A 20083-nucleotide genomic window follows, 5' to 3' on the forward strand; every position below is an offset into this window, starting at 1 on the left:
ACCATACGCGTCTTGGTATGTACTCAGAGATGAAAACACCAGAAAATTAGAGACAACGCATGAAAGTCACCCAGGAAAAACTTCCCGCCAGCCAAATTGGGCTGGAAATAGAGATTACACCGGAAATTACCAAACAAAAATACGAACAGGTTGTTAAAAACTTAAGTAAAACTGTCAATATTCCTGGGTTTCGCAAAGGCAAAGTACCCCGGCAGATATTATTACAGCGCCTAGGCGTAACTCGTATTAAAGCAGCAGCCCTGGAAGAATTAATTCCAGATGGTATTGAAGAAGCAGTCAAACAAGAAGCCATCCAGGCCATTGGTCAACCGCGTTTACGCTCATCCTTTGATGATTTGATTAATAATTATGAACCTGGGCAACCCTTGGTGATTTCAGCTGCGGTTGATATAGAACCAGAAATCAATTTGACGCAGTACACAGGTTTGCAAGCCAAAGCCGAGGAAATCAAGTATGATCCCACAAGGGTGGATGAGTTACTAGACAAGGAACGCCAAGAAATGGCAACCTTGGTTCCTGTGGAAGGACGAGCCGCCCAAATTGGGGATATCGCCGTAGTTGATTTTAAAGGTGTAATCACCAAAGCTGAAGGTGAAGACGAATCAACAGAACCCACACCAATTCCCGGTGGAGAAGCGACTGATTTTCAAGTCGAGTTACAAGAAGATAAGTTTATCCCAGGTTTTGTCTCCGGGATGGTAGGAATGAACCCTGGAGAAACTAGAGAAATTGCGGCGCAGTTTCCAGATCCTTATGCTAACAAAGAGTTAGCTGGTAAACCCGCACTGTTCACAGTGACACTCAAAGAAATTAAGGAAAAAGAACTACCGGAATTGAATGACGATTTTGCTCAAGAAGTGAGTGAATTCGAGACATTGGCACAATTGCGGGCATCTTTAGAAACGCGCTATCAAAAAGAGGCTGAAGATAAAACTAAGGCAAATCAGCAAGAAGCCTTGTTAGAAGTACTGATCAAAAACGTAGAAGTTGATTTACCAGCGACCTTAATTGAACAAGAAGTCGATGCCATGTTGACACAGACAGCAATGAAACTGTCACAGCAGGGGCTAGATGTGAAAAAGCTGTTTACCCAAGATATTATTCCCCAATTGCGGGAGCGATCGCAGCCAGAGGCAATTGAACGCCTAAAACGTTCCCTAGCCATCCAAGAAATCGGCAAACGCGAATCTATCCAAGTGACACCTCCAGAAGTTCAAGCTAGAGTCAAAGAACTGATAGAACAGTATCCTGACGAAGATGTAGATCCTGTAAGACTACAATCAGTGGTAGAGAACGAACTGTTAAACGAAAAAATCATTGATTGGCTTTTAGCCAACTCCAGTGTGGAACTAGTACCTTACGGTTCTTTAAGTGCGACAGAGGAACCAGCAGCAGAATTAGCAGATCAAAGTCCTGAAGTTGCTACCGAAGAAGCAACTACAAGTCCTGAGTAAAGAAGATGGGGAGATGGGAAGACGAGGGAGATAGGGAGAAATAATTACCTTCTGCCTTGGAACCTCCTACTTCCTGCCTTCTGACTTCACACTCAGCATACAAGACTAACTTCAACGGCAAGAATTTATATTTATATAAGGCATAATGGTTAACACATAGCTCAAATCAAAATTCAATCCGTGAAAAAAGCAGCCATAACGGCTGCAAATTCTGTCCCACTTATTGTTAAATATTCTTGTATGCTTGTATCGCAGTCGGGAAATTACCCAATTAGCAGCTTGAGTCCTATAGGCATTAGTTGCAACTTGAGCAGTCCTAGCAACATCGTCCCGATGGTGGTAGAACAATCAGGCGTGGGAGAAAGGGCTTTTGATATCTACTCCCGCCTACTGCGAGAGCGGATTATTTTTTTGGGAACACCAATAGATGATGCTGTAGCCAACTCAATTGTGGCCCAATTGCTATTCTTAGATGCTGAAGACTCAGAAAAGGATATTCAACTTTACATTAATTCTCCTGGTGGTTCAGTCTACGCAGGGATGGCAATCTATGATACAATACAGCAGATACGTCCCGATGTTGTAACCATCTGTTTTGGACTAGCCGCGAGCATGGGGGCCTTTTTATTAACATCTGGAACTCCAGGAAAGCGGATGTCTTTACCTGACTCCCGGATCATGATTCACCAACCCCTTGGTGGCGCTCAAGGTCAAGCCATTGACATTGAAATTCAAGCGCGAGAAATTCTTTACATTAAGGGTAACTTGAACCAGTTAATGGCCAAACATACTGGTCAACCCTTAGAAAGAATAGAAGCCGATACGGAACGCGACTTTTTCATGTCGGCAGAAGAGGCGAAGAATTACGGTTTGATCGATCAGGTCATTTCCCGACAAAATCTTCCCACAGCAGGGGAAAACGTCACCATTCTGAAATAAGAGGCTGGTATGTCTAAGTACGACTCCCATTTAAAATGTTCATTTTGCGGCAAGTCTCAAGAGCAGGTGCGTAAATTAATCGCGGGGCCGGGAGTCTACATCTGCGATGAATGCGTTGACTTGTGTAATGAAATCCTAGATGAGGAGTTACTTGATACGAATGCTGCCGCTTCCCAACCAGCGCCACGGTCAGAACCACCTCAAAAACGCCGTACCCGTTCTGCCAATCTCTCATTTAACCAAATACCCAAACCCAGAGAGATTAAAAAATATCTAGACGAACACGTTATCGGTCAAGACGAGGCCAAAAAAGTGTTGTCAGTGGCAGTTTACAATCACTACAAGCGCTTGGCTATTGTTCAGTCTAAAGCGAATGGTAAAGGTGGGGTCGATGATGCCATAGAACTACAAAAGTCCAATATTTTATTAATGGGACCCACTGGTTGCGGCAAAACTCTCTTAGCGCAAACTCTGGCCAAAATCCTCGATGTCCCCTTTGCTGTTGCTGATGCCACAACTCTGACAGAAGCAGGGTATGTGGGGGAAGATGTGGAAAATATCTTGTTGCGACTGTTGCAAGTGGCAGATTTAGATGTAGAGGAAGCACAGCGGGGAATTATCTACATCGACGAAATTGACAAAATCGCCCGCAAGAGTGAAAATACCTCGATTACCAGGGATGTTTCTGGAGAAGGGGTACAGCAAGCTTTGCTGAAAATGTTGGAGGGAACAATTGCCAACGTTCCACCCCAAGGCGGACGTAAGCACCCTTATCAAGACTGTATCCAGATTGATACTAGTAACATTCTGTTTATCTGCGGCGGTGCGTTTGTGGGCTTGGAAAAAGTCGTAGACCAGAGAGTGGGTAAAAAGTCAATGGGCTTTGTCCAACCGGGAGAAGGTCAAAGTAAGGAAAAACGGGCAGCAGATACACTGCGCCATCTTCAACCAGATGACTTGGTAAAATTTGGCATGATTCCCGAATTCATAGGGCGGATGCCAATGGTAGCGGTGGTAGATCCCCTGGATGAAGAGGCGCTAATGGCAATTCTCACTCAACCACGCAGCGCTTTAGTGAAGCAGTACCAAAAACTGCTGAAAATGGATAATGTCCAGTTAGATTTTAAACCAGAAGCCTTAAAGGCGATCGCGCAAGAAGCCTACCGTCGCAAAACAGGGGCGCGGGCTTTGCGGGGTATTGTGGAAGAATTGATGCTGGATGTCATGTATGAGTTACCATCCCGTAAGGATGTCACTCGCTGCACTGTCACCAAGGAAATGGTTGAGAAGCGTTCTACTGCTGAACTGCTAGTACATCCTTCTTCACTACCTAAACCAGAATCAGCATAATAGTCATTAGTCACTAGTTATTAGTCATCATTAAAGGCACAATGACTAATGACGAAGGACTAATGACAAAGGACTAATGACTAATGCCTTATATTAAGGTTCGCGGGGTTGAGCATTATTACGAGTGGATGAAAAAACCATCAGATTTGGTAAAACCAGTGATGGTTTTTATTCATGGTTGGGCTGGTTCGTCTAGGTATTGGCGCAGTACGGCTGAGGTTTTATTAGCAGAATTTGATTGTTTACTCTATGATATGCGGGGGTTTGGACGTTCTCATGGGAAACCTACCATTGTCCAAGCTGGGGAGTCTGTGGTTGAGTCACAATCAACCGAGGAAAAAGCTGAGGCCATTGCTGAGTTAAGTTATGAATTAGAAGAATACGCTGAAGATTTGGCTGCTTTGTTAGATGGGTTGCAACTTCCGCGTGTTTATATTAATGCTCATTCAATGGGTGCTTCCGTTGCCACTTTGTTTCTCAACCGCTACCCCGAAAGAGTGGAAAAAGCGATTTTAACTTGTAGCGGCATTTTTGAATATGATGAAAAAGCCTTTTCTGCCTTTTATAAATTCGGTGGACTAGTAGTTAAATTCCGTCCCAAGTGGTTAGGGAAAATCCCCTTGGCTGACAAGATATTTATGGCAAGATTTTTGCATAGTCCCATCCCTAAATTTGAACGTCAGGCTTTTTTACAAGATTTCATTGATGCTGATTATGATGCAGCTTTAGGGACAATTTTTACTTCTGTTAGTAAGCACCAAGCCGAAATCATGCCCCAGGAATTTGCCAAATTAACAGTACCAACGCTGCTAGTAGCTGGGGAATATGACATCATTATTCCAGCTGAATTGGGACGGAAAGCGGCTGCACTCAGTGAGAAAGTTGAATTGGCTTTGATTCCGAATACAGCCCATTTCCCCATGCTGGAAGACCCAGAAACTTATTTGCAGCGAGTGCGAGAGTTTTTACAAATTAGTCAAAATAATTCGTAATTCGTAATTCGTAATTCGTAATTCGTAATAATGCCTACGGCAGGCTACCGCCAACGTAATTCGTAAACAGGGAACTCTTAACAGGGAATTCTTAATTTTCTCCGCGTCTCCGTGTCACCGTGTCACCGTGTCTCCGTGTCTCCGCGTCCTCCCCAAATCCCCAAATCCCCGAACTTAAACCAAACCAAGTTCTCGTTTGAGCAAATTAATAGACAGAGAACCAATGTAGTTTTCGCAGCGAATCAGTTTGGGTGGACGAATGAGATCGTCTAGAACTATTTGCACTCCTGCTTGTACGGCTAAATAGCTAGTTTGATCGGTACAAAAAGTTATTTCCGCCCGTTTGATGATTGCTTGCAGTTTATAAGCATCTTTTGGTTGGGAAGTCATCACCAATAGTTCATCCCCCCGTAAACCGTGCAGGATGACTTCTGTAGCTCTGAGAATACCAGGACTAAGGCTGACGATGCCAATACAACTAGCTTTGGGAAGGCTTTTAACTACATTGAGTTCCTTCGCATAGTCGTGGATATCTAGGGGAATCACACGCACAGCTTTTGGCGCTGCGATCGCTTCTACTTCTCCGATAAAATATCGACTAGTGACTAATGTGGCCGAGGTAGTTTGGTCTAATACTGCCAATAATTCTTCCATTGCCACCAACTGGACTGGAATTTTTAAGGCTTCTTGTAATTCATCCACCATTAATTCCCCAGCACCAATGTCTTGAGATGGTACTACTACCAGAACTCTAGCACTACAACGCAAGCGCCAGTCTACTTCTGCTAAACATAGTTCTCGTGCTTCATTCAGAGAGCAACCTTGATTGAGCAATTCATCCAAGGCTTGTTGGACTACTTTGTATGCTTCGGGATATTGCTTAAGAATAGGTGACTTTGACCTACTTCCGCCCTCATGACCTTGGGTTCGGACATATATTCCTGAACCTGCCAGACTTTCAACAAATCCTTCTTCCTCCAACTGCCGATAAACCTTGCTAATCGTATTGCGATGTAGTCCGGTTTGCATTGCTAAGGCCCTAGTGCTGGGCAATTTGTATGCAGGTGGATATTGCCCAGATGCGATCGCAAATCGGATTTGATTAAACAGTTGGTTAGATGCCGGAATTTCACTATCTGGCTGAATACGGAATTGAATCATCACCAATTCTCCTGATTACTGGTAGCTCGCTGCTCTTTATTAACTGTGTATGCTACCCGTTAAATATATTATTGATATGTTAAGTGAGTCGGCACAATCAAACCGACGTATGTATAGTTTTGTAAAAACCTTGAACTGAGATATTTTCAAGGTATTTGTTGATTTTACATTTCGTTACATAGGTTGATTTTTTAACGCCGATTTACTTGGATTTTGCTGATGGATATTGCGAATACATACAAGGAAAGATAATTTGGTTGAAAACAGCCTGAACATACTGGCATAGTTATATCAGACAAATACAGCCCTATAGTAAAAATTATTATGACAGAACGAGTTATAGACACCACAACGGTTAATCTTTCTCTACAAGACGCTACGTCAACGCCAGATAATTTGCAAATAGCTGCTTATCTGGCACAACCTCAAAATCCTGGTACTTATCCAGGAATTGTAATTCTGCAAGAGATTTTTGGTGTTAATGATCATATTCGGGATGTAACAGAACGGATTGCTAAACTAGGATATGTAGCCATTGCTCCGGCACTCTTTCAACGTCAAGCACCTGGATATGAAGCAGGTTACACCCCCGAAGATATTGAAACAGGTAGAGGCTACGCGATGCGAACCAAAGCCTCAGAATTATTAAGCGATATTCAACTAGCTATCGATTATCTCAAAAGTCTTCCCAAAGTCAAACCAGATGCCTTTGGCTGTATTGGCTTTTGTTTTGGAGGTCATGTAGCATATTTAGCCGCCACCCTTCCAGATATTCAAGCCACCGCTTCCTTTTATGGTGCTGGTATTACCACCCGCACTCCCGGTGGTGGAGAACCTACTGTTACCCGCACTAAGGAAATTACAGGAACTATCTACACCTTTTTTGGCAGAGAAGATGGCAGTATTCCTCCAGAACAGGTAAACGAAATCGAAGCTGAATTAGAAAAATATAACATTTCCCATCATGTGTTTCGCTACGATGGATCTGAACACGGATTTTTCTGTGACCGTCGTGCCAGCTATAATCCTAAAGCTGCGTCCGATGCTTGGGAACAAGTACAAAAACTTTTTGCCAGCGTTTTAGCAGTGTAAAAAGAGGTTTTTTAAGAGACTCCCTAGTTGATTTCTCCTGAACTCCTGGAAAGCGTAGCTTCACGAAGCAGCACTCCTTCTTCTCATAACAATTTATCTTCAAACGTCATGAATTCCGAATCACCACTTTCTCAAACAGCCAATTCGTCTTTTTCAATGGACGATTTTGCCAAAGCACTAGAAAAACACGATTACCAATTTCAAAAGGGACAGGTTGTACATGGTAAGGTGTTTCAACTTGAGCATGATGGAGCTTATGTTGATATTGGTGGTAAGTCGTCGGCTTTTCTCCCCCGCGAAGAGGCTTCTTTGAGAGCAGTAACTGATTTGACAGAAGTCCTACCGTTGCAGGAGGATATGGAATTTTTGATTATCCGGGATCAGGATGCTGAAGGTCAAGTTACTCTTTCTCGTAAGCAGTTAGAAATTCAGCACATCTGGGAGAAACTCGTACAAATGCAGGAAAATTCCCAGACAGTCCAAGTGCGGGTAACGGGTGTGAATAAAGGTGGTGTCACTGTTGATCTTCTTGGTTTACGAGGATTTATTCCGCGATCGCACCTCGCCGAACGTGATAACCTAGACGCACTCAAAGGTCAAACTCTAACTGCGGGATTTTTGGAAGTCAACCTTAACACCAAAAAACTCATTCTTTCCCAACGTTTAGCCACTCGTTCTAGCAACTTCAGTTTATTAGAAGTCGGTCAATTGGTGGAAGGAAAAATTACCGGCATCAAACCTTTTGGTGTATTTGTGGAGTTAAATGGTGTCAGCGCCTTACTGCACATCAAACAGGTCAGCCAAAAATTTATTGAATCTTTGGAAAAGGTCTTTCAAATCGGTCAACCCATCAAAGCTGTAATTATTGACTTAGATGAAGGTAAAGGTCGAGTTGCTATTTCTACCAGAGTTTTGGAAAACTTCCCTGGTGAAGTGCTGGAGAATATGGAAGAAGTGATGAGTTCAGCCGAAGCCCGTGCTAACCGTGCTGCTAATAAACAGGCAGAATAGGGGACTCTTAACAGGTGACAGTAAGAAGTGAATAGGTAATAGGGAAAAGAAAATTACTTCCTCTTGCCTTTTACCTCTTGCTCGAACATCATTTTTACTTGACGATGGCTGTTTTGGAGTTGTTGTAATGTTTCTTGAGAAAAGGCAAAATTAATTAATCCAATTAATTGCCACCAACTAGATAACATCGACTCCGAAGAAGCTTCCCCAAACTCAAGAGTAAAAAACTCTGTCCACCATGAAGGTGCTTGCTTTCTTTGACAATAATTATGGCACTTACGCCAGCGTTTGCGCCACTTGATACAATCTGAAGTAGTGGGAGAATCTACGCTGATAATAGGCGGAAAATCAGCGTAACTGACAAATTTACTTAAACCTTTACCGTGGACATAAACCACATAGCGCCAACATTCAACTGTATAAATATCCTCAAAACTTATTTTGAACATCACGCAAACAGCATCTTCAGTCACAAATCGTGTTAATTGATGGAGAGTTGAGGATTTGTGAACAATTTTTGATGTGCGAATAGGAGTTGTTTTTGGCTTGAGAGATGATACCATGATATAAGTGTTCTTTTGAAAGTGAAAATTTTACTTTTGAAAGCGATGACACCTTTGGGATCGCTTTTCAGTTTCTAGAGCCGGAGGGCGATCTTTTTATTTGATTTAATCTATTAAACGATATAATTCAATCGTTTGTCAATAGTCAATGGGGCTAATTAAGCTAAAAATTAAAGAATTCGCTGATGAAAAGGGTTGGACGCTCAAAGAAGTTTCTGACCGTTCCGGTGTGGCATATAGTTCTGTGAGAGCTTATGCAAGAGCGCCTGGGTTAGCTATGGTAGACTTTACATCTATACTTAAAATGGCTCGCGCTTTGGATGTAATGATTGAAGACTTAGTTGAAGTAGTAGAAGAGTAAAAGACTTAAATCTTGCATCAATAATAAAAATGGGAATGATTCGGCTAAAGATTCGAGAGTTTGCTGGTGAGAAAGGTTGGACATTAAAAGAAGTATCTGACCGTTCTGGTGTAGTTTACAGCACTCTCAGAACCTATGCGCGATCGCCTGGACTAGCAACAGTAGATTTTACAGCCTCCAGAAATTAGCCCGCATCTTTGATGTCATGATTGAAGACTTGGTAGAAGTAGTGGAAGAGTAATCTCACGTCAAGTCTAGACGTTCTATACAATATCTCTATAGGTTTAGACAGTAAAAATTATTTTTGGCAATAATAATAGTTAGTTAAGCGAGTTGAATTTTGGCTAACTATGGATAATTTACCGGAAATCAAGTCTAACTCCCCTGCTGGGGGTGGTTTACCTGTAATCCAATATTGGGTAGAAAAAACCCTCTCACCACAAGGGTTACAATTATGGCAAACCCTCAATCATAAAAGTGCGTGTTTATCCTGTGCTTGGGGTACAGGTGGACAAAAAGGGGGGTTTGTAAATGAAGCAGGAGAATATTTACAACGCTGTGCTAAAAGTGTAGAAGCGATAGCTTCGCTCGCCGCAGGCATCGCAGCGGAATTGCAACCAGGAATTAAACAAGATTTTTTCCAACAATATAGCATCAGTGAATTACAACAACTGACTTCTCAAGAATGCGATCGCTTGGGTAGACTTAGTTATCCTCTTATTCTCAGATCAGGATCATCCCATTATCAACGCATTAGCTGGGAAGAAGTTTACCAAATCGCTACACAAGCCTTTAGTTCAGCACCAGAACGCATTGCTAGTTATAGTTCTGGACGTTCATCTAACGAAGCTGCATATTTATTGCAATTATTAGTGCGATGCCTGCGGCGAGCGAAGCTATCGCTTGGTAGTAATAATTTAGCAGACTGTTCAGATTTGTGTCACGCCCCCTCAACCGTCGGGTTAAAAAAAGTTTTCGGTTCAGGCACATCAATGGTAAGTTTAGAGAGCCTTGCAACATAGTGATTGTGTTGTTTTAATTGGTTCTAACGCACCTGCAAACCATCCGCGATTGATGAACGAATTAATCAAATTGCGAGAAAGAGGTGGTAAAGTAATTGTTATTAATCCCCAAATTGAAATCGGTTTAGTTAAATTTGCATCTCCTGCGTTTCCCATCAAATCTTTACTCACAGGAGGTTCAGATATATCTTCTTTGTATTTACAACCAATTCCTGGTAGCGATGTTGCATTATTTGTAGGGTTGCAAAAATCCCTAATTGAACAAAATTTGATAAAAACAGAATATCTCAATTCTTATACTCAAGGCTGGCAACAAGTTATCGATTATGCTAATAATATATCCTGGAATAATATCACCACAAACTGCGGTTTATCCCAAGAAGAAATCACAGCCACAGCTTATTTAATAGGTAAATCAGAGAGTGTAGTTTTTGCTTGGGCAATGGGTATAACTCAACAAGCAAACGGAGTTGATAACATTTTTAGTATAGCCAATACAGCCTTAATGACAGGTAATGCTGGTAAAATTGGTGCGGGAACAATGCCCATTCGCGGACATTCAAATGTGCAAGGATTTGGTTCAATGGGTGTCACAGTTCACTTGCGCGAAGAAATCAAACAAGCATTATCGAAACTATTAGGAAAACCCATCAGTGAAACTCCTGGTTATCATACCCGTGATTTAATAGAAGCAGCAGAAATAGGAAAGATAGATACACTCTTTTGTTTAGGGGGAAATTTGTATGCAGCGAACCCAGATTTACAGCAAGCAAAACAAGCATTATCGCAAATAGAAACAATTTTTTATGTAGCTACAAAACCGAATTTAGGACATTTTCACGGATTAGCCAAAACGCAAACTTTAATTTTACCTGTTTTCAATCGGTTTGAAAATCCTCATAAAACAACAACTGAATCAGGTAATAACTTTGTGCGTTTAAATGATGAAGGTAAAAGTCATTTACAACCACATAATTCTGATTTGATTTCGGAAATAGAATTAATTACAGAAATTGCTCATCGTTTATATGGAGCAACACCGATAGATTGGCGTAAATTACAAGATACAGTTTATGTGAGAGACTTAATTGCTAAAACTATTCCTGGTTATGAGAAAATAGGCACAATTGATAAAACTAAAGAAGAATTTATCATTGCAGGACGGATTTTAGAAGAACCGAAATTTTCCACATCTGATGGTAAAGCGGAGATGTTTGTCACACCTTTACCGCAATTATCTTTACCGAATAAATCAGATTTTGGAGTTTCAGAAAATCAGTCAGGAATTGTAGTCATATTGGGAACAGGACGCAGTTATGGGCAACATAATACTGTAGTTTATCGCAGTGAAGATAAATATCGAAATATGCCCCATCGTTATTGTATTTTAATGAATAGTTTGGATGTCAAAAAAGCAGGATTTCAGGAACATCAACGAATTACAGTTAAAGGGAATGCGGGAGAATTAAACAATATTGAAATTATTTGTGGGGGAATTCGTGAAGGTGTAGCTTTTATGTTTTATCCTGAAACTAATATTTTATTTAAAGCGGAAATTGATCCGCAAAGTGGGACACCTGCTTATAAAAGAGTTCCGGTTTTTATTTATAGCAAAATGTAGGTTATCTCGTTCCCAGTCTCAGACTGGGAATGCCATTAGGAGGCTCTGCCTCCACTTTACAAAGAAGGCAGAGCCTTCTAAAATTCATTCCCATACAGAGTATGGGAACGAGAAAATCCCTAATAGGGATTAGGTGAAATTGCAATGCTTGGGCTAATGGTCATGCTGTTCCTAGATTCTCTCCGGCAGGTTTCAATCCCTAATAGGGATTATGTGAAATTGCAATTCTAAAGGTTATCCCGCATCAGTGGGTAAAAAAGTAGCCGGTTTCAATCCCTAATAGGGATTATGTGAAATTGCAATTACTTGGTACACCACCTTCCATCTGGAATACTCCAGTTTCAATCCCTAATAGGGATTATGTGAAATTGCAATTTATAAATAGCGCTTTCCTTGTCTGATACGTTTTGTTTCAATCCCTAATAGGGATTATGTGAAATTGCAATAATTCTAAAAGTATAAAATAAATACTTACGCAAAATGTTTCAATCCCTAATAGGGATTATGTGAAATTGCAATCTATACTCATTTTCTATGATTAATGCTTGGCACATAGTTTCAATCCCTAATAGGGATTATGTGAAATTGCAATGGTAGTTTAGCCACAACTACAAAAGGTGAAGTGTTTCAATCCCTAATAGGGATTATGTGAAATTGCAATTCGGATCAATTGGCTGAGGATTATCAAGGAAGTTCCCAGCAGGTTTCAATCCCTAATAGGGATTATGTGAAATTGCAATAAGGCTTGATTTGCAAGGCTAGTAGGGGTGTGGCGTTTGGTTTCAATCCCTAATAGGGATTATGTGAAATTGCAATCAGGCTGATCGGTTGGCTGTGGTGGTTAAGGCTTGGGGTTTCAATCCCTAATAGGGATTATGTGAAATTGCAATTCCATCGCATTTTTGCATCTATCGCCGGTGGTGCAACTGAGGGTTTCAATCCCTAATAGGGATTATGTGAAATTGCAATAAACAGTCAAAGAGTGGTTCAAAGTTGCATCTATTGCGTTTCAATCCCTAATAGGGATTATGTGAAATTGCAATCCCCGCCTGATAGTGAGGATGAAAAGAAAAAGCGAGAGTTTCAATCCCTAATAGGGATTATGTGAAATTGCAATTTAACTTCCCCAGGTTTGGCATTTCCCACGCCTGGTTTCAATCCCTAATAGGGATTATGTGAAATTGCAATTTACCAATAAATAAAATTTGTTCCAAAATATCCAGTCGTTTCAATCCCTAATAGGGATTATGTGAAATTGCAATAATAGTCTCGTCTTTCAAAGGTAAGAGGGTAAATTGTTTCAATCCCTAATAGGGATTATGTGAAATTGCAATATTAAATGAATTAGTGCTTTACGCTCCAAAGTATGCCGGTTTCAATCCCTAATAGGGATTATGTGAAATTGCAATGCCGATATGCACCAATGTTGTATGCAGGATCATCGATAGTTTCAATCCCTAATAGGGATTATGTGAAATTGCAATCCGGCATTGTTACCTCTTAGTAGTTGCAATATAGTTATCGTTTCAATCCCTAATAGGGATTATGTGAAATTGCAATCCGCATAAATATACCTATAATTGCATTTCTGTTCAAAGTATGTTTCAATCCCTAATAGGGATTATGTGAAATTGCAATCAGAGGCGATTAAACCCGTATCCTCTAAGCTGCATCCTGTGTTTCAATCCCTAATAGGGATTATGTGAAATTGCAATATGAGTGGCGTATACGTCGAAATACAGAGGGAAGTTTCAATCCCTAATAGGGATTATGTGAAATTGCAATTTGCAATACCTGGTATTAATGCTGTAACAACGACTATTGACGTTTCAATCCCTAATAGGGATTATGTGAAATTGCAATCTAATGTCGGCAACTCTAAGGAAGCATACGATTTTAAGGGGTTTCAATCCCTAATAGGGATTATGTGAAATTGCAATAGAAAAACTACACTTAAGTAGCAACCCAAAACGTTTCAATCCCTAATAGGGATTATGTGAAATTGCAATCTGATTCAAATATATTTTGGTGTATGCTGGGGCAATTTACGTTTCAATCCCTAATAGGGATTATGTGAAATTGCAATACTGCCATATCTTGTTAATTATGTCTGAGAATTTAGCCAGTTTCAATCCCTAATAGGGATTATGTGAAATTGCAATAGCGGCAGTCTGAAAGCCTATATATATGTAGTTTTCAAGGTTCAATTGCGCGGTCAAGATCATAATAGTCCATTCCAGAAAAAGTGTCAAGAGTGAAAAACGCTGAAAACCTTGCTGTGTAAGGTGCGCGGAGGTGTAGATCAGGAAAATCCATCAAAGCCTTATCTAGATTTGATTTCAGCCATTTTTTGAGAAATCGGATTTTTTACACCCACCCCCTCGCGCATTAGGGGAAGAAAATCGTTTTATTTCGTGGTTTTTTACCACCTAATTTTTTTACTTTACCAAATTTGAACCTAATCACCATCCCCAATATCCCTTTTCGGTGGACGCTTGTAAGTAAAAGTAAAACTTTCCCCACTAGCAATTACCTTTCGCATTTCATCATACAGAGGATAACTACCAACACCGCTGAGATTCGCCCAACCTCGCGCCCTCGTTAAAGCCACAAATAACTGGTTACGGAAATTAACATCACTTTCATTCCGCGCTACATTATCAAAACCCACCACATAAACCATATCCGCTTCGTGTCCCTTAGCGCGAGTGATACGCGAGATAGTTACCCCACCTTCATGCCAAAATTTATCAGGGTCATTATGAGGATATTGGGGAACTAAATCATTTAACTTTAAAGCAGTAGGAATATAAACATCAATGTCGTACTCCATTAATAAACTTGCGACATAAGTTTCTAATTCCATTGCTTCATAAGTTGAACCTAAAACCAACACTAAAATATCACGACTGGGGTTAAGTCCGTCATGGACAATATTGTGCATAATGTTCTCAGCTAAAGCCGTCATTTCCGCTTCACGAGAACCATAGGTTTCAAATTCTAAAACAGGTTTTCCCCAAAGTTCAGGAATAGGATTTGGTGAAAATTGTGGTTGTCGATTAACAGTTATCGGTTTACCAACTCGCCGAAAATCTCCTTTCACTTCATAACCAATTCTATTCCAATCATCTTTATTAGTAATACCAGTCAGCATTCCTTCTGGACGTAACAAACCCATACCGATAGCATGAGCAGATGTGAGAATTGGCCCCGGAGTCCGGTAACAACGGCGCATGACTTCAGAACGTTTAATTCCCCCTGGATATTGGGGTTGTTTATTCAGTAAATTACTTAATTTTTCTCCAAATACTTCTTTAGCTTTCGGTACTACTAAATTATCCAAACTTTGCGCTTCATCATAAGCCCAAATCAAGCGTCTTTCTTCTGGTTTGTCTTCATTTACAGGACGTAATGCTTGATAAGCTAACCAATAAATAGCTTGTTTATCTTCATATTTCAAATCATCTTCAGCTACTAAATCTTGACCTTCATCAATGAGAATAGCATCGAACATCGGTTCAATTGTAATTTCTTCCAATAACCGTTTACTTAAATCTATTAAAGCTCGATTTGGCTGTCTTTCATTAGTATTCTGAACTGTTCCAGGTCTTTTACCGTGATATTCGCAAATAGTTCTATATAAACCTGGTTGTTCTCTTGCTCCCCAAGCATGAAATACTTGCAATTTAAAGTTAGTTTTTGGATCATAGTGCATTTCACCACAACTAAAACGCTTTATCCATTGGTCGAGTAAACCAGTCATTAAATCATAGAGAGAACGAGTAAAAAATACTAAAGCAATATCCCAGTCTGGATGCTTGAGGTGCATATGTGCGGCTTTTTGACAGAGCAACACGGTTTTTCCTGAACCTGCAATACCGCGAATACGTTGGGGTCCAGCAGGAATTTCTTTACCAATATGTTCTTGCTGTAAGTCTATTTCATATAGTTTTTCCCGTAAACTATCAATGACGCTAGAACGGGTTTTACCTGTAGTAGTAACTTGATTACGGGGTTGTTTACGAAGTACAGGTGTACCGCCAATCACCGATAGTAATAATTCCCAGTCTTTATCTTCTAAATCTGTTCCGGGAATGACAATATTAGTTTGTTGAATGCGTTCTAATAAACCAACTTTTCCTAATTGGTCTTGAAATATAATTGGTGGACAATCAGGTAATTTATCAAAGCCTTTTTGTTGCCATTGTTCTGCGGTAATTTGCGGTAATGCAACTATAGTTCTACCATTAACCTTACGCCAAAGTGCAGGTTCTCTATCACTATATGATATTAAGGCTCGCAGTTGGTGTTCTGCTTGTTGATAAGGATTGGTTTCCGTGATATCACTGTTCTCTAATTGCCATTGTTGACCATTAATAGCAGCAATTTGCTCAATATGGATAGATTTGACTTCTATTACGACTACACCAAATTCTCTATCAACTATTAAGATATCTGGCTCTTTACGAATTTCTCCAGCTTTGGAAAAAATGGGATAACGCCAATAGCCAATGCAGTTCCTATCAGCAAAAGCACTACGGAAAGCATCCCAAACTTTTTGTTCTCCATCTTGATTCTTGATTGCTTCAGTGGTGATAAATTTGCTACCCTGTTCTTCTATGCCTACAGCCATTTTCTTTATGTGCCTAGAATAGTTAATGCTGCCAAGGTATCATTGCTGATGAGTAGTGAACCAGTGAGAATATACTGATATGGAATTATTGAATAGGGCTAGAATACTTGAGTATGTTTGCGTAAGTAGTGGCGCTCACAGCAGAATTAATAGACATAGGAGTGAAAATTAAATATGCATGACTTGAAGCCCTTGTAGAGACGTGACCTGGGTAGGGATTCTCGGCTCTACAATCTTTACCGGAGATGTCTAATGTTTTCAGATCATACTCTTGCGCTCTTCTCTCCGACTCTGCGTGAGATAAAAACTAAAAAAACGGAGAGGGGGAGATTCGAACTCCCGGAAGCTTTCACTTCACCTGATTTCAAGTCAGGCGCATTCGACCACTCTGCCACCTCTCCAAATTATTTGTCAGATTGTGGAACACAAAAACTGACAAATAACACTATAACCTATAATTACGCAATTGGCACTACTGAAGCCGAAGAATTATAAAAAATTTCCTCAGCAGCCACCTGAAAGTCTTTACCCACCCAAACTAGAGAAGCTTTTGTTACCACACCATTCTCTAAAGAAACCAGAGAAAAATTTCGTAACTTTATACCATCTTCCTCAATAATCCGGGGTACAGTAGCGGCATTTAAGTAAATTGTTCCCTCTGGACTTCTAAATACAGCCTTCCTTTGTAGCTTCTTAGTATGGCGCAGAGTGCGGTGCATATGACCAAAAGCGACTAGAGAAACAGTTTTCTTCATATTGAGACTTTGAGAAATCGCTTCCGCTAAATCAGGATCACCAAAATCACCACCTATAGGATGCCAATCTTTACCACAGGGGTCTTCAGGGCGATCGCCTAAACCACTCGGTCCATTGTGTCCTAGAAAAATAATATTGTCACAAGTCACACTTTTTACTACTTTGACTATTTTATCTGCGGACTCTTCCAGACTAGAGACACCATACCGTTCTTGACAGATTTCCGCAAATCTCCACTCCGGTCCACCCCAGGTAAAAGGACGACCACCCACCACAGTTAAATTCCAATGGGGAAAATCCAACTTACCATAACCGACTTGGGACACTCCCAATAAATCTAATTGTTCCTGTACCCAGTCTTCCTTGGTGCGGTCATAAGGACATTTTTTGCGTCCCCATTCAGTGGCCGAGTACCAGGCATCGTGATTGCCCATTACCGCGGCTTTGGGAATATCGAGGGATGCGATCGCTTTTACCACTTCCACTGACTCATTCCCGAAATCTCCGACAAATAACACTAAGTCAACACCAAGCTGCTTGAGTGCTATACCGTCTTCTACTTCCCATTGGTCGTGAACATCGCCAATTACAGCAATTTTGACAGGTTTTGATTGAGTTTTCTGACTGGTCATGCCACTTTAAAAAGCCGTATATCTCCAGCATATGAAACTCCACTCGATTTGGGCATAAATTGCCAACATCAACCGCCCACTATTTTTGGTAAAAACTACTATAATTGAATCCACAAGATAATAATTTGTACAAAAAAGCAGTTCTTAATTGTGTTTACAACTACACTTGCTCGACCACAAGGTACACTACCACTAGATTTATTTGCTGCCATTGAGGATCTGAAAACAGAACTCAACGCGGTGATATTAGCGCACTACTATCAAGACCCCGATATTCAAGATATTGCCGACTTTATTGGCGATTCCTTACAATTAGCCAAAGCCGCAGCAAATACCAATGCAGATGTAATTGTTTTTGCCGGTGTTCACTTCATGGCAGAAACAGCGAAAATCCTTAATCCTGATAAATTAGTATTGTTACCAGACTTAAATGCTGGTTGCTCTTTAGCTGACAGTTGTCCCCCAGATCAGTTTGCCGCTTTCAAAGCCGCACACCCAGACCATTTGGTAATTTCTTACATTAACTGCTCTGCCGAAATTAAGGCCATGAGCGATATTATTTGCACTAGTTCTAACGCTGTTAAAATTGTCCAGCAAATACCCAAAGAACAGCCGATTATTTTCGCTCCAGACCGGAACTTGGGACGATATGTGATTGAACAAACTGGAAGAGATATGCTGTTATGGCAAGGTAGCTGTATTGTCCATGAGACTTTTTCCGAAAAAAAAATAGTCCAGTTAAAAATTGCTCATCCTCAAGCAGAAGCGATCGCACACCCAGAATGTGAAACCAGCGTTTTGCGTCATGCCAGCTTTATTGGCTCTACAGCCGCCTTACTCAATTATTGTCAAAAAAGTCCTACACAGGAATTTATCGTGGCTACAGAGCCAGGAATCATCCACCAGATGCAAAAATTAGCACCGGACAAACACTTTATTCCCGCACCCCCACAGAATAATTGTGATTGTAACGAGTGTCCGTTTATGCGGTTAAATACATTAGAAAAGCTGTATTTAGCCATGAAAAACCGCACCCCCGAAATCACCATGTCAGAGGATATCCGTCTCGCTGCATTGCGTCCCATGCAACGGATGTTAGAAATGAGTGTTTAGGTAGAATGTCATAGATTGTAGAGACTTTTCAGGAACAGTCTCTACATAGATTTTAGATTTTGATGTGTAGCGCATTTTGGGATTTTTAATTTCCCGCAGGAGTTGACTTAATCTTCTCCACTTCTTTCTGCGCTGCCTCACTATATTCCCTGTATAACTTAGTCCGAATTTTTGCCTCTTGATAGCGGCTATGATTAGGGGGAACCTTACCCATTAAATCAGAAGCCCGTTGCCATGTAGCAGCTAATTCCAACCACTGAGTTGAAGTTGTAGCTGTTTTACCAGCAGCAGAAGCTTGGTTGGCAAATCGCACAGCATCAGCAAATGCGTCATCTGATGAATTAATAGATGGTTTAGAAAGGCTGTTGTTAACACTACGGGATGATACTTGTGATTTAATCTCGTTTGCGGTTTTCAAAGATGGGGAAAAGTCTAGCGGGATGAAATTCTTGAGTGTATTTCCTAAACCGGAATTAACCAGCCAAGCAAGCAAAAGAATTGTACATAAACCAGTCGCCCCTATTATCCCCTTCTTTGCTGAATGTTTGTGCTTATATTTGTTAGTTAGTAAAGATTGAGCTTTAGGTAAAATCTCTTTTCCTGATTCAGCATAGGCTCCTGTAAAATCTTGAATGAGTTGTTTGACAAAACCAGGCGGAGATAGTGTAATTTCCTGTGACCAAAGTAATTGATTTTCCCGACCACGGTTAATTTCTTCTAGCCACAATAATTGCTCTTCTCTAACAATGCGACTGTTAATATTGACTTTACGAATGTTACGCGGTGCAGTTGAATCAAGAATTTGCTGAATTTGCTGTACCAGAAGAGATTGCTCAAGTTGTTCTACCGTAGCAGCTTCACACAAAAGTTGTAATACACCATCAGCAAAAATAGCTCTAGTTCTGACACCAGACATAACTAGCTTTTCGTTCAATAGTTGAATAATCGCAGCAACGCTACCCTGGTGAGCTTGCCAAGCGATATCGTTTATCCGATCTACCATTTGTAGTTTAGTGATAGCTCTTACACCCTGACCTGTTAACTGACTCATTAATTTAGGACTCTGTTTTTACAAACTTCACCTAGTCTAAAATTGTATGAGTAAATAGATAAGGTTGCCAAACAAAATTATTAAGACCCTCGTATCATATCCTGATCATGCCAACTTTATCGAATGTGTTTAGAATAGCTTAGACGTACAAGGGCTTGTCCTCAGATCTCACTGTGGGTAGACTTTGCTGGTTTTGTAAGCTTAAAAAACAAAAACCCCCCGGAATGAAGCGGGAGGGGGATTTGTGGTAGTGATAGACCTGGCATCGAGCTATTTTGGCGTGGGGCAACCCCCAGACTATCGTGGCCGCA

13 protein-coding genes, 1 tRNA gene, 2 pseudogenes and 1 CRISPR repeat array are annotated in these 20083 nt (G+C 40.7%); of the genes and pseudogenes, 10 read left to right on the top strand and 6 right to left on the bottom strand.

Translation table 11 applies throughout. The features are described 5' to 3' along the window. Positions 1-59 precede the first annotated feature (59 nt). The 4 genes from tig to H6G68_RS06945 all read left to right on the top strand — a co-directional run bounded on the left by tig (position 60) and on the right by H6G68_RS06945 (position 4756). On the top strand, positions 60-1475 hold the full coding sequence (tig, locus tag H6G68_RS06930) for a trigger factor (RefSeq protein WP_190905967.1): 1416 nt from the start codon (positions 60-62) through the stop codon (positions 1473-1475). A 240-nt stretch (positions 1476-1715) separates the two neighbouring features. After that, on the top strand, positions 1716-2414 hold the full coding sequence (gene clpP, locus H6G68_RS06935; protein WP_071190924.1) for an ATP-dependent Clp endopeptidase proteolytic subunit ClpP: 699 nt from the start codon (positions 1716-1718) through the stop codon (positions 2412-2414). A gap of 9 nt (positions 2415-2423) precedes the next feature. Further along, a complete protein-coding gene (gene clpX, locus H6G68_RS06940; protein WP_127054138.1) occupies positions 2424-3764 on the top strand; it encodes an ATP-dependent protease ATP-binding subunit ClpX in 1341 nt (446 codons plus the stop codon). Positions 3765-3847: 83 nt separating this feature from the next. Further along, on the top strand, positions 3848-4756 hold the full coding sequence (locus H6G68_RS06945) for an alpha/beta fold hydrolase (RefSeq protein ID WP_190905968.1): 909 nt from the start codon (positions 3848-3850) through the stop codon (positions 4754-4756). A 174-nt stretch (positions 4757-4930) separates the two neighbouring features. Here the strand turns inward: H6G68_RS06945 and H6G68_RS06950 are convergent, their stop codons facing one another. Continuing rightward, the gene (locus H6G68_RS06950; RefSeq protein ID WP_190905969.1) at positions 4931-5917 is read right to left on the bottom strand and encodes a GntR family transcriptional regulator; all 987 of its coding nucleotides are present in this window, start codon (positions 5915-5917) and stop codon (positions 4931-4933) included. A gap of 324 nt (positions 5918-6241) precedes the next feature. Between H6G68_RS06950 and H6G68_RS06955 the strand changes: the two genes are divergently transcribed. Together H6G68_RS06955 and H6G68_RS06960 are read left to right on the top strand one after the other, a co-directional pair. Further along, on the top strand, positions 6242-7009 hold the full coding sequence (locus H6G68_RS06955) for a dienelactone hydrolase family protein (RefSeq protein ID WP_190905970.1): 768 nt from the start codon (positions 6242-6244) through the stop codon (positions 7007-7009). A 108-nt stretch (positions 7010-7117) separates the two neighbouring features. After that, positions 7118-8020, top strand: a complete 903-nt coding sequence (locus H6G68_RS06960) for a S1 RNA-binding domain-containing protein (RefSeq protein ID WP_190905971.1) — start codon at positions 7118-7120, stop codon at positions 8018-8020. Between the two features lie 53 nt (positions 8021-8073). On the opposite strand, the gene H6G68_RS06965 is transcribed toward H6G68_RS06960, so the two are convergent. Next, a complete protein-coding gene (locus H6G68_RS06965) occupies positions 8074-8583 on the bottom strand; it encodes a hypothetical protein (RefSeq protein ID WP_190905972.1) in 510 nt (169 codons plus the stop codon). A 148-nt stretch (positions 8584-8731) separates the two neighbouring features. On the opposite strand from H6G68_RS06965, the gene H6G68_RS06970 reads away from it, so the two are divergent. The 3 genes and pseudogenes from H6G68_RS06970 to H6G68_RS06980 all read left to right on the top strand — a co-directional run bounded on the left by H6G68_RS06970 (position 8732) and on the right by H6G68_RS06980 (position 11587). After that, positions 8732-8944, top strand: a complete 213-nt coding sequence (locus H6G68_RS06970; protein ID WP_016951402.1) for a helix-turn-helix domain-containing protein — start codon at positions 8732-8734, stop codon at positions 8942-8944. Positions 8945-8973: 29 nt separating this feature from the next. Beyond that, positions 8974-9185 (top strand): annotated as a pseudogene (locus H6G68_RS06975) (helix-turn-helix domain-containing protein). A gap of 109 nt (positions 9186-9294) precedes the next feature. Next, positions 9295-11587: pseudogene (locus H6G68_RS06980) on the top strand (FdhF/YdeP family oxidoreductase). A gap of 109 nt (positions 11588-11696) precedes the next feature. Continuing rightward, positions 11697-13749: direct repeats of the CRISPR family, unit length 37 nt; unit sequence GTTTCAATCCCTAATAGGGATTATGTGAAATTGCAAT. A gap of 296 nt (positions 13750-14045) precedes the next feature. On the opposite strand, the gene H6G68_RS06985 reads toward H6G68_RS06980, so the two are convergent. The 3 genes from H6G68_RS06985 to H6G68_RS06995 form a co-directional block, all read right to left on the bottom strand. Further along, a complete protein-coding gene (locus tag H6G68_RS06985; protein WP_190905973.1) occupies positions 14046-16220 on the bottom strand; it encodes an ATP-binding domain-containing protein in 2175 nt (724 codons plus the stop codon). Between the two features lie 316 nt (positions 16221-16536). Then, a tRNA-Ser gene (locus H6G68_RS06990) sits at positions 16537-16621 on the bottom strand. A gap of 57 nt (positions 16622-16678) precedes the next feature. Next, positions 16679-17608, bottom strand: coding sequence for a TIGR04168 family protein (locus H6G68_RS06995; RefSeq protein WP_190905974.1), 930 nt, complete (start codon positions 17606-17608; stop codon positions 16679-16681). A 150-nt stretch (positions 17609-17758) separates the two neighbouring features. Between H6G68_RS06995 and nadA the strand changes: the two genes are divergently transcribed. Next, entirely contained in the window at positions 17759-18721 is a 963-nt protein-coding gene (gene nadA, locus H6G68_RS07000; protein WP_190905975.1) for a quinolinate synthase NadA, read from the top strand. Positions 18722-18806: 85 nt separating this feature from the next. Here nadA and H6G68_RS07005 read toward each other — a convergent pair whose 3' ends face one another. After that, a complete protein-coding gene (locus tag H6G68_RS07005; RefSeq protein ID WP_422595634.1) occupies positions 18807-19772 on the bottom strand; it encodes a hypothetical protein in 966 nt (321 codons plus the stop codon). Between the last annotated feature and the right edge of the window lie 311 nt (positions 19773-20083).

Origin of the sequence: Anabaena catenula FACHB-362 (assembly GCF_014698735.1) — a bacterium.
Taxonomy (GTDB): domain Bacteria; phylum Cyanobacteriota; class Cyanobacteriia; order Cyanobacteriales; family Nostocaceae; genus Anabaena; species Anabaena variabilis_A.

Coding starts and splice junctions, on each gene's coding strand:
- H6G68_RS06960 (WP_190905971.1), top strand. CDS start 7,118: ATGAATTCCGAATCACCACTTTCTCAAACAGCCAATTCGTCTTTTTCA.
- H6G68_RS06955 (WP_190905970.1), top strand. CDS start 6,242: ATGACAGAACGAGTTATAGACACCACAACGGTTAATCTTTCTCTACAA.
- clpP (WP_071190924.1), top strand. CDS start 1,716: ATGCTTGTATCGCAGTCGGGAAATTACCCAATTAGCAGCTTGAGTCCT.
- H6G68_RS06950 (WP_190905969.1), bottom strand. CDS start 5,917: ATGATTCAATTCCGTATTCAGCCAGATAGTGAAATTCCGGCATCTAAC.
- tig (WP_190905967.1), top strand. CDS start 60: ATGAAAGTCACCCAGGAAAAACTTCCCGCCAGCCAAATTGGGCTGGAA.
- H6G68_RS06995 (WP_190905974.1), bottom strand. CDS start 17,608: ATGACCAGTCAGAAAACTCAATCAAAACCTGTCAAAATTGCTGTAATT.
- H6G68_RS07005 (WP_422595634.1), bottom strand. CDS start 19,772: ATGAGTCAGTTAACAGGTCAGGGTGTAAGAGCTATCACTAAACTACAA.
- clpX (WP_127054138.1), top strand. CDS start 2,424: ATGTCTAAGTACGACTCCCATTTAAAATGTTCATTTTGCGGCAAGTCT.
- H6G68_RS06970 (WP_016951402.1), top strand. CDS start 8,732: ATGGGGCTAATTAAGCTAAAAATTAAAGAATTCGCTGATGAAAAGGGT.
- H6G68_RS06985 (WP_190905973.1), bottom strand. CDS start 16,220: ATGGCTGTAGGCATAGAAGAACAGGGTAGCAAATTTATCACCACTGAA.
- H6G68_RS06965 (WP_190905972.1), bottom strand. CDS start 8,583: ATGGTATCATCTCTCAAGCCAAAAACAACTCCTATTCGCACATCAAAA.
- H6G68_RS06945 (WP_190905968.1), top strand. CDS start 3,848: ATGCCTTATATTAAGGTTCGCGGGGTTGAGCATTATTACGAGTGGATG.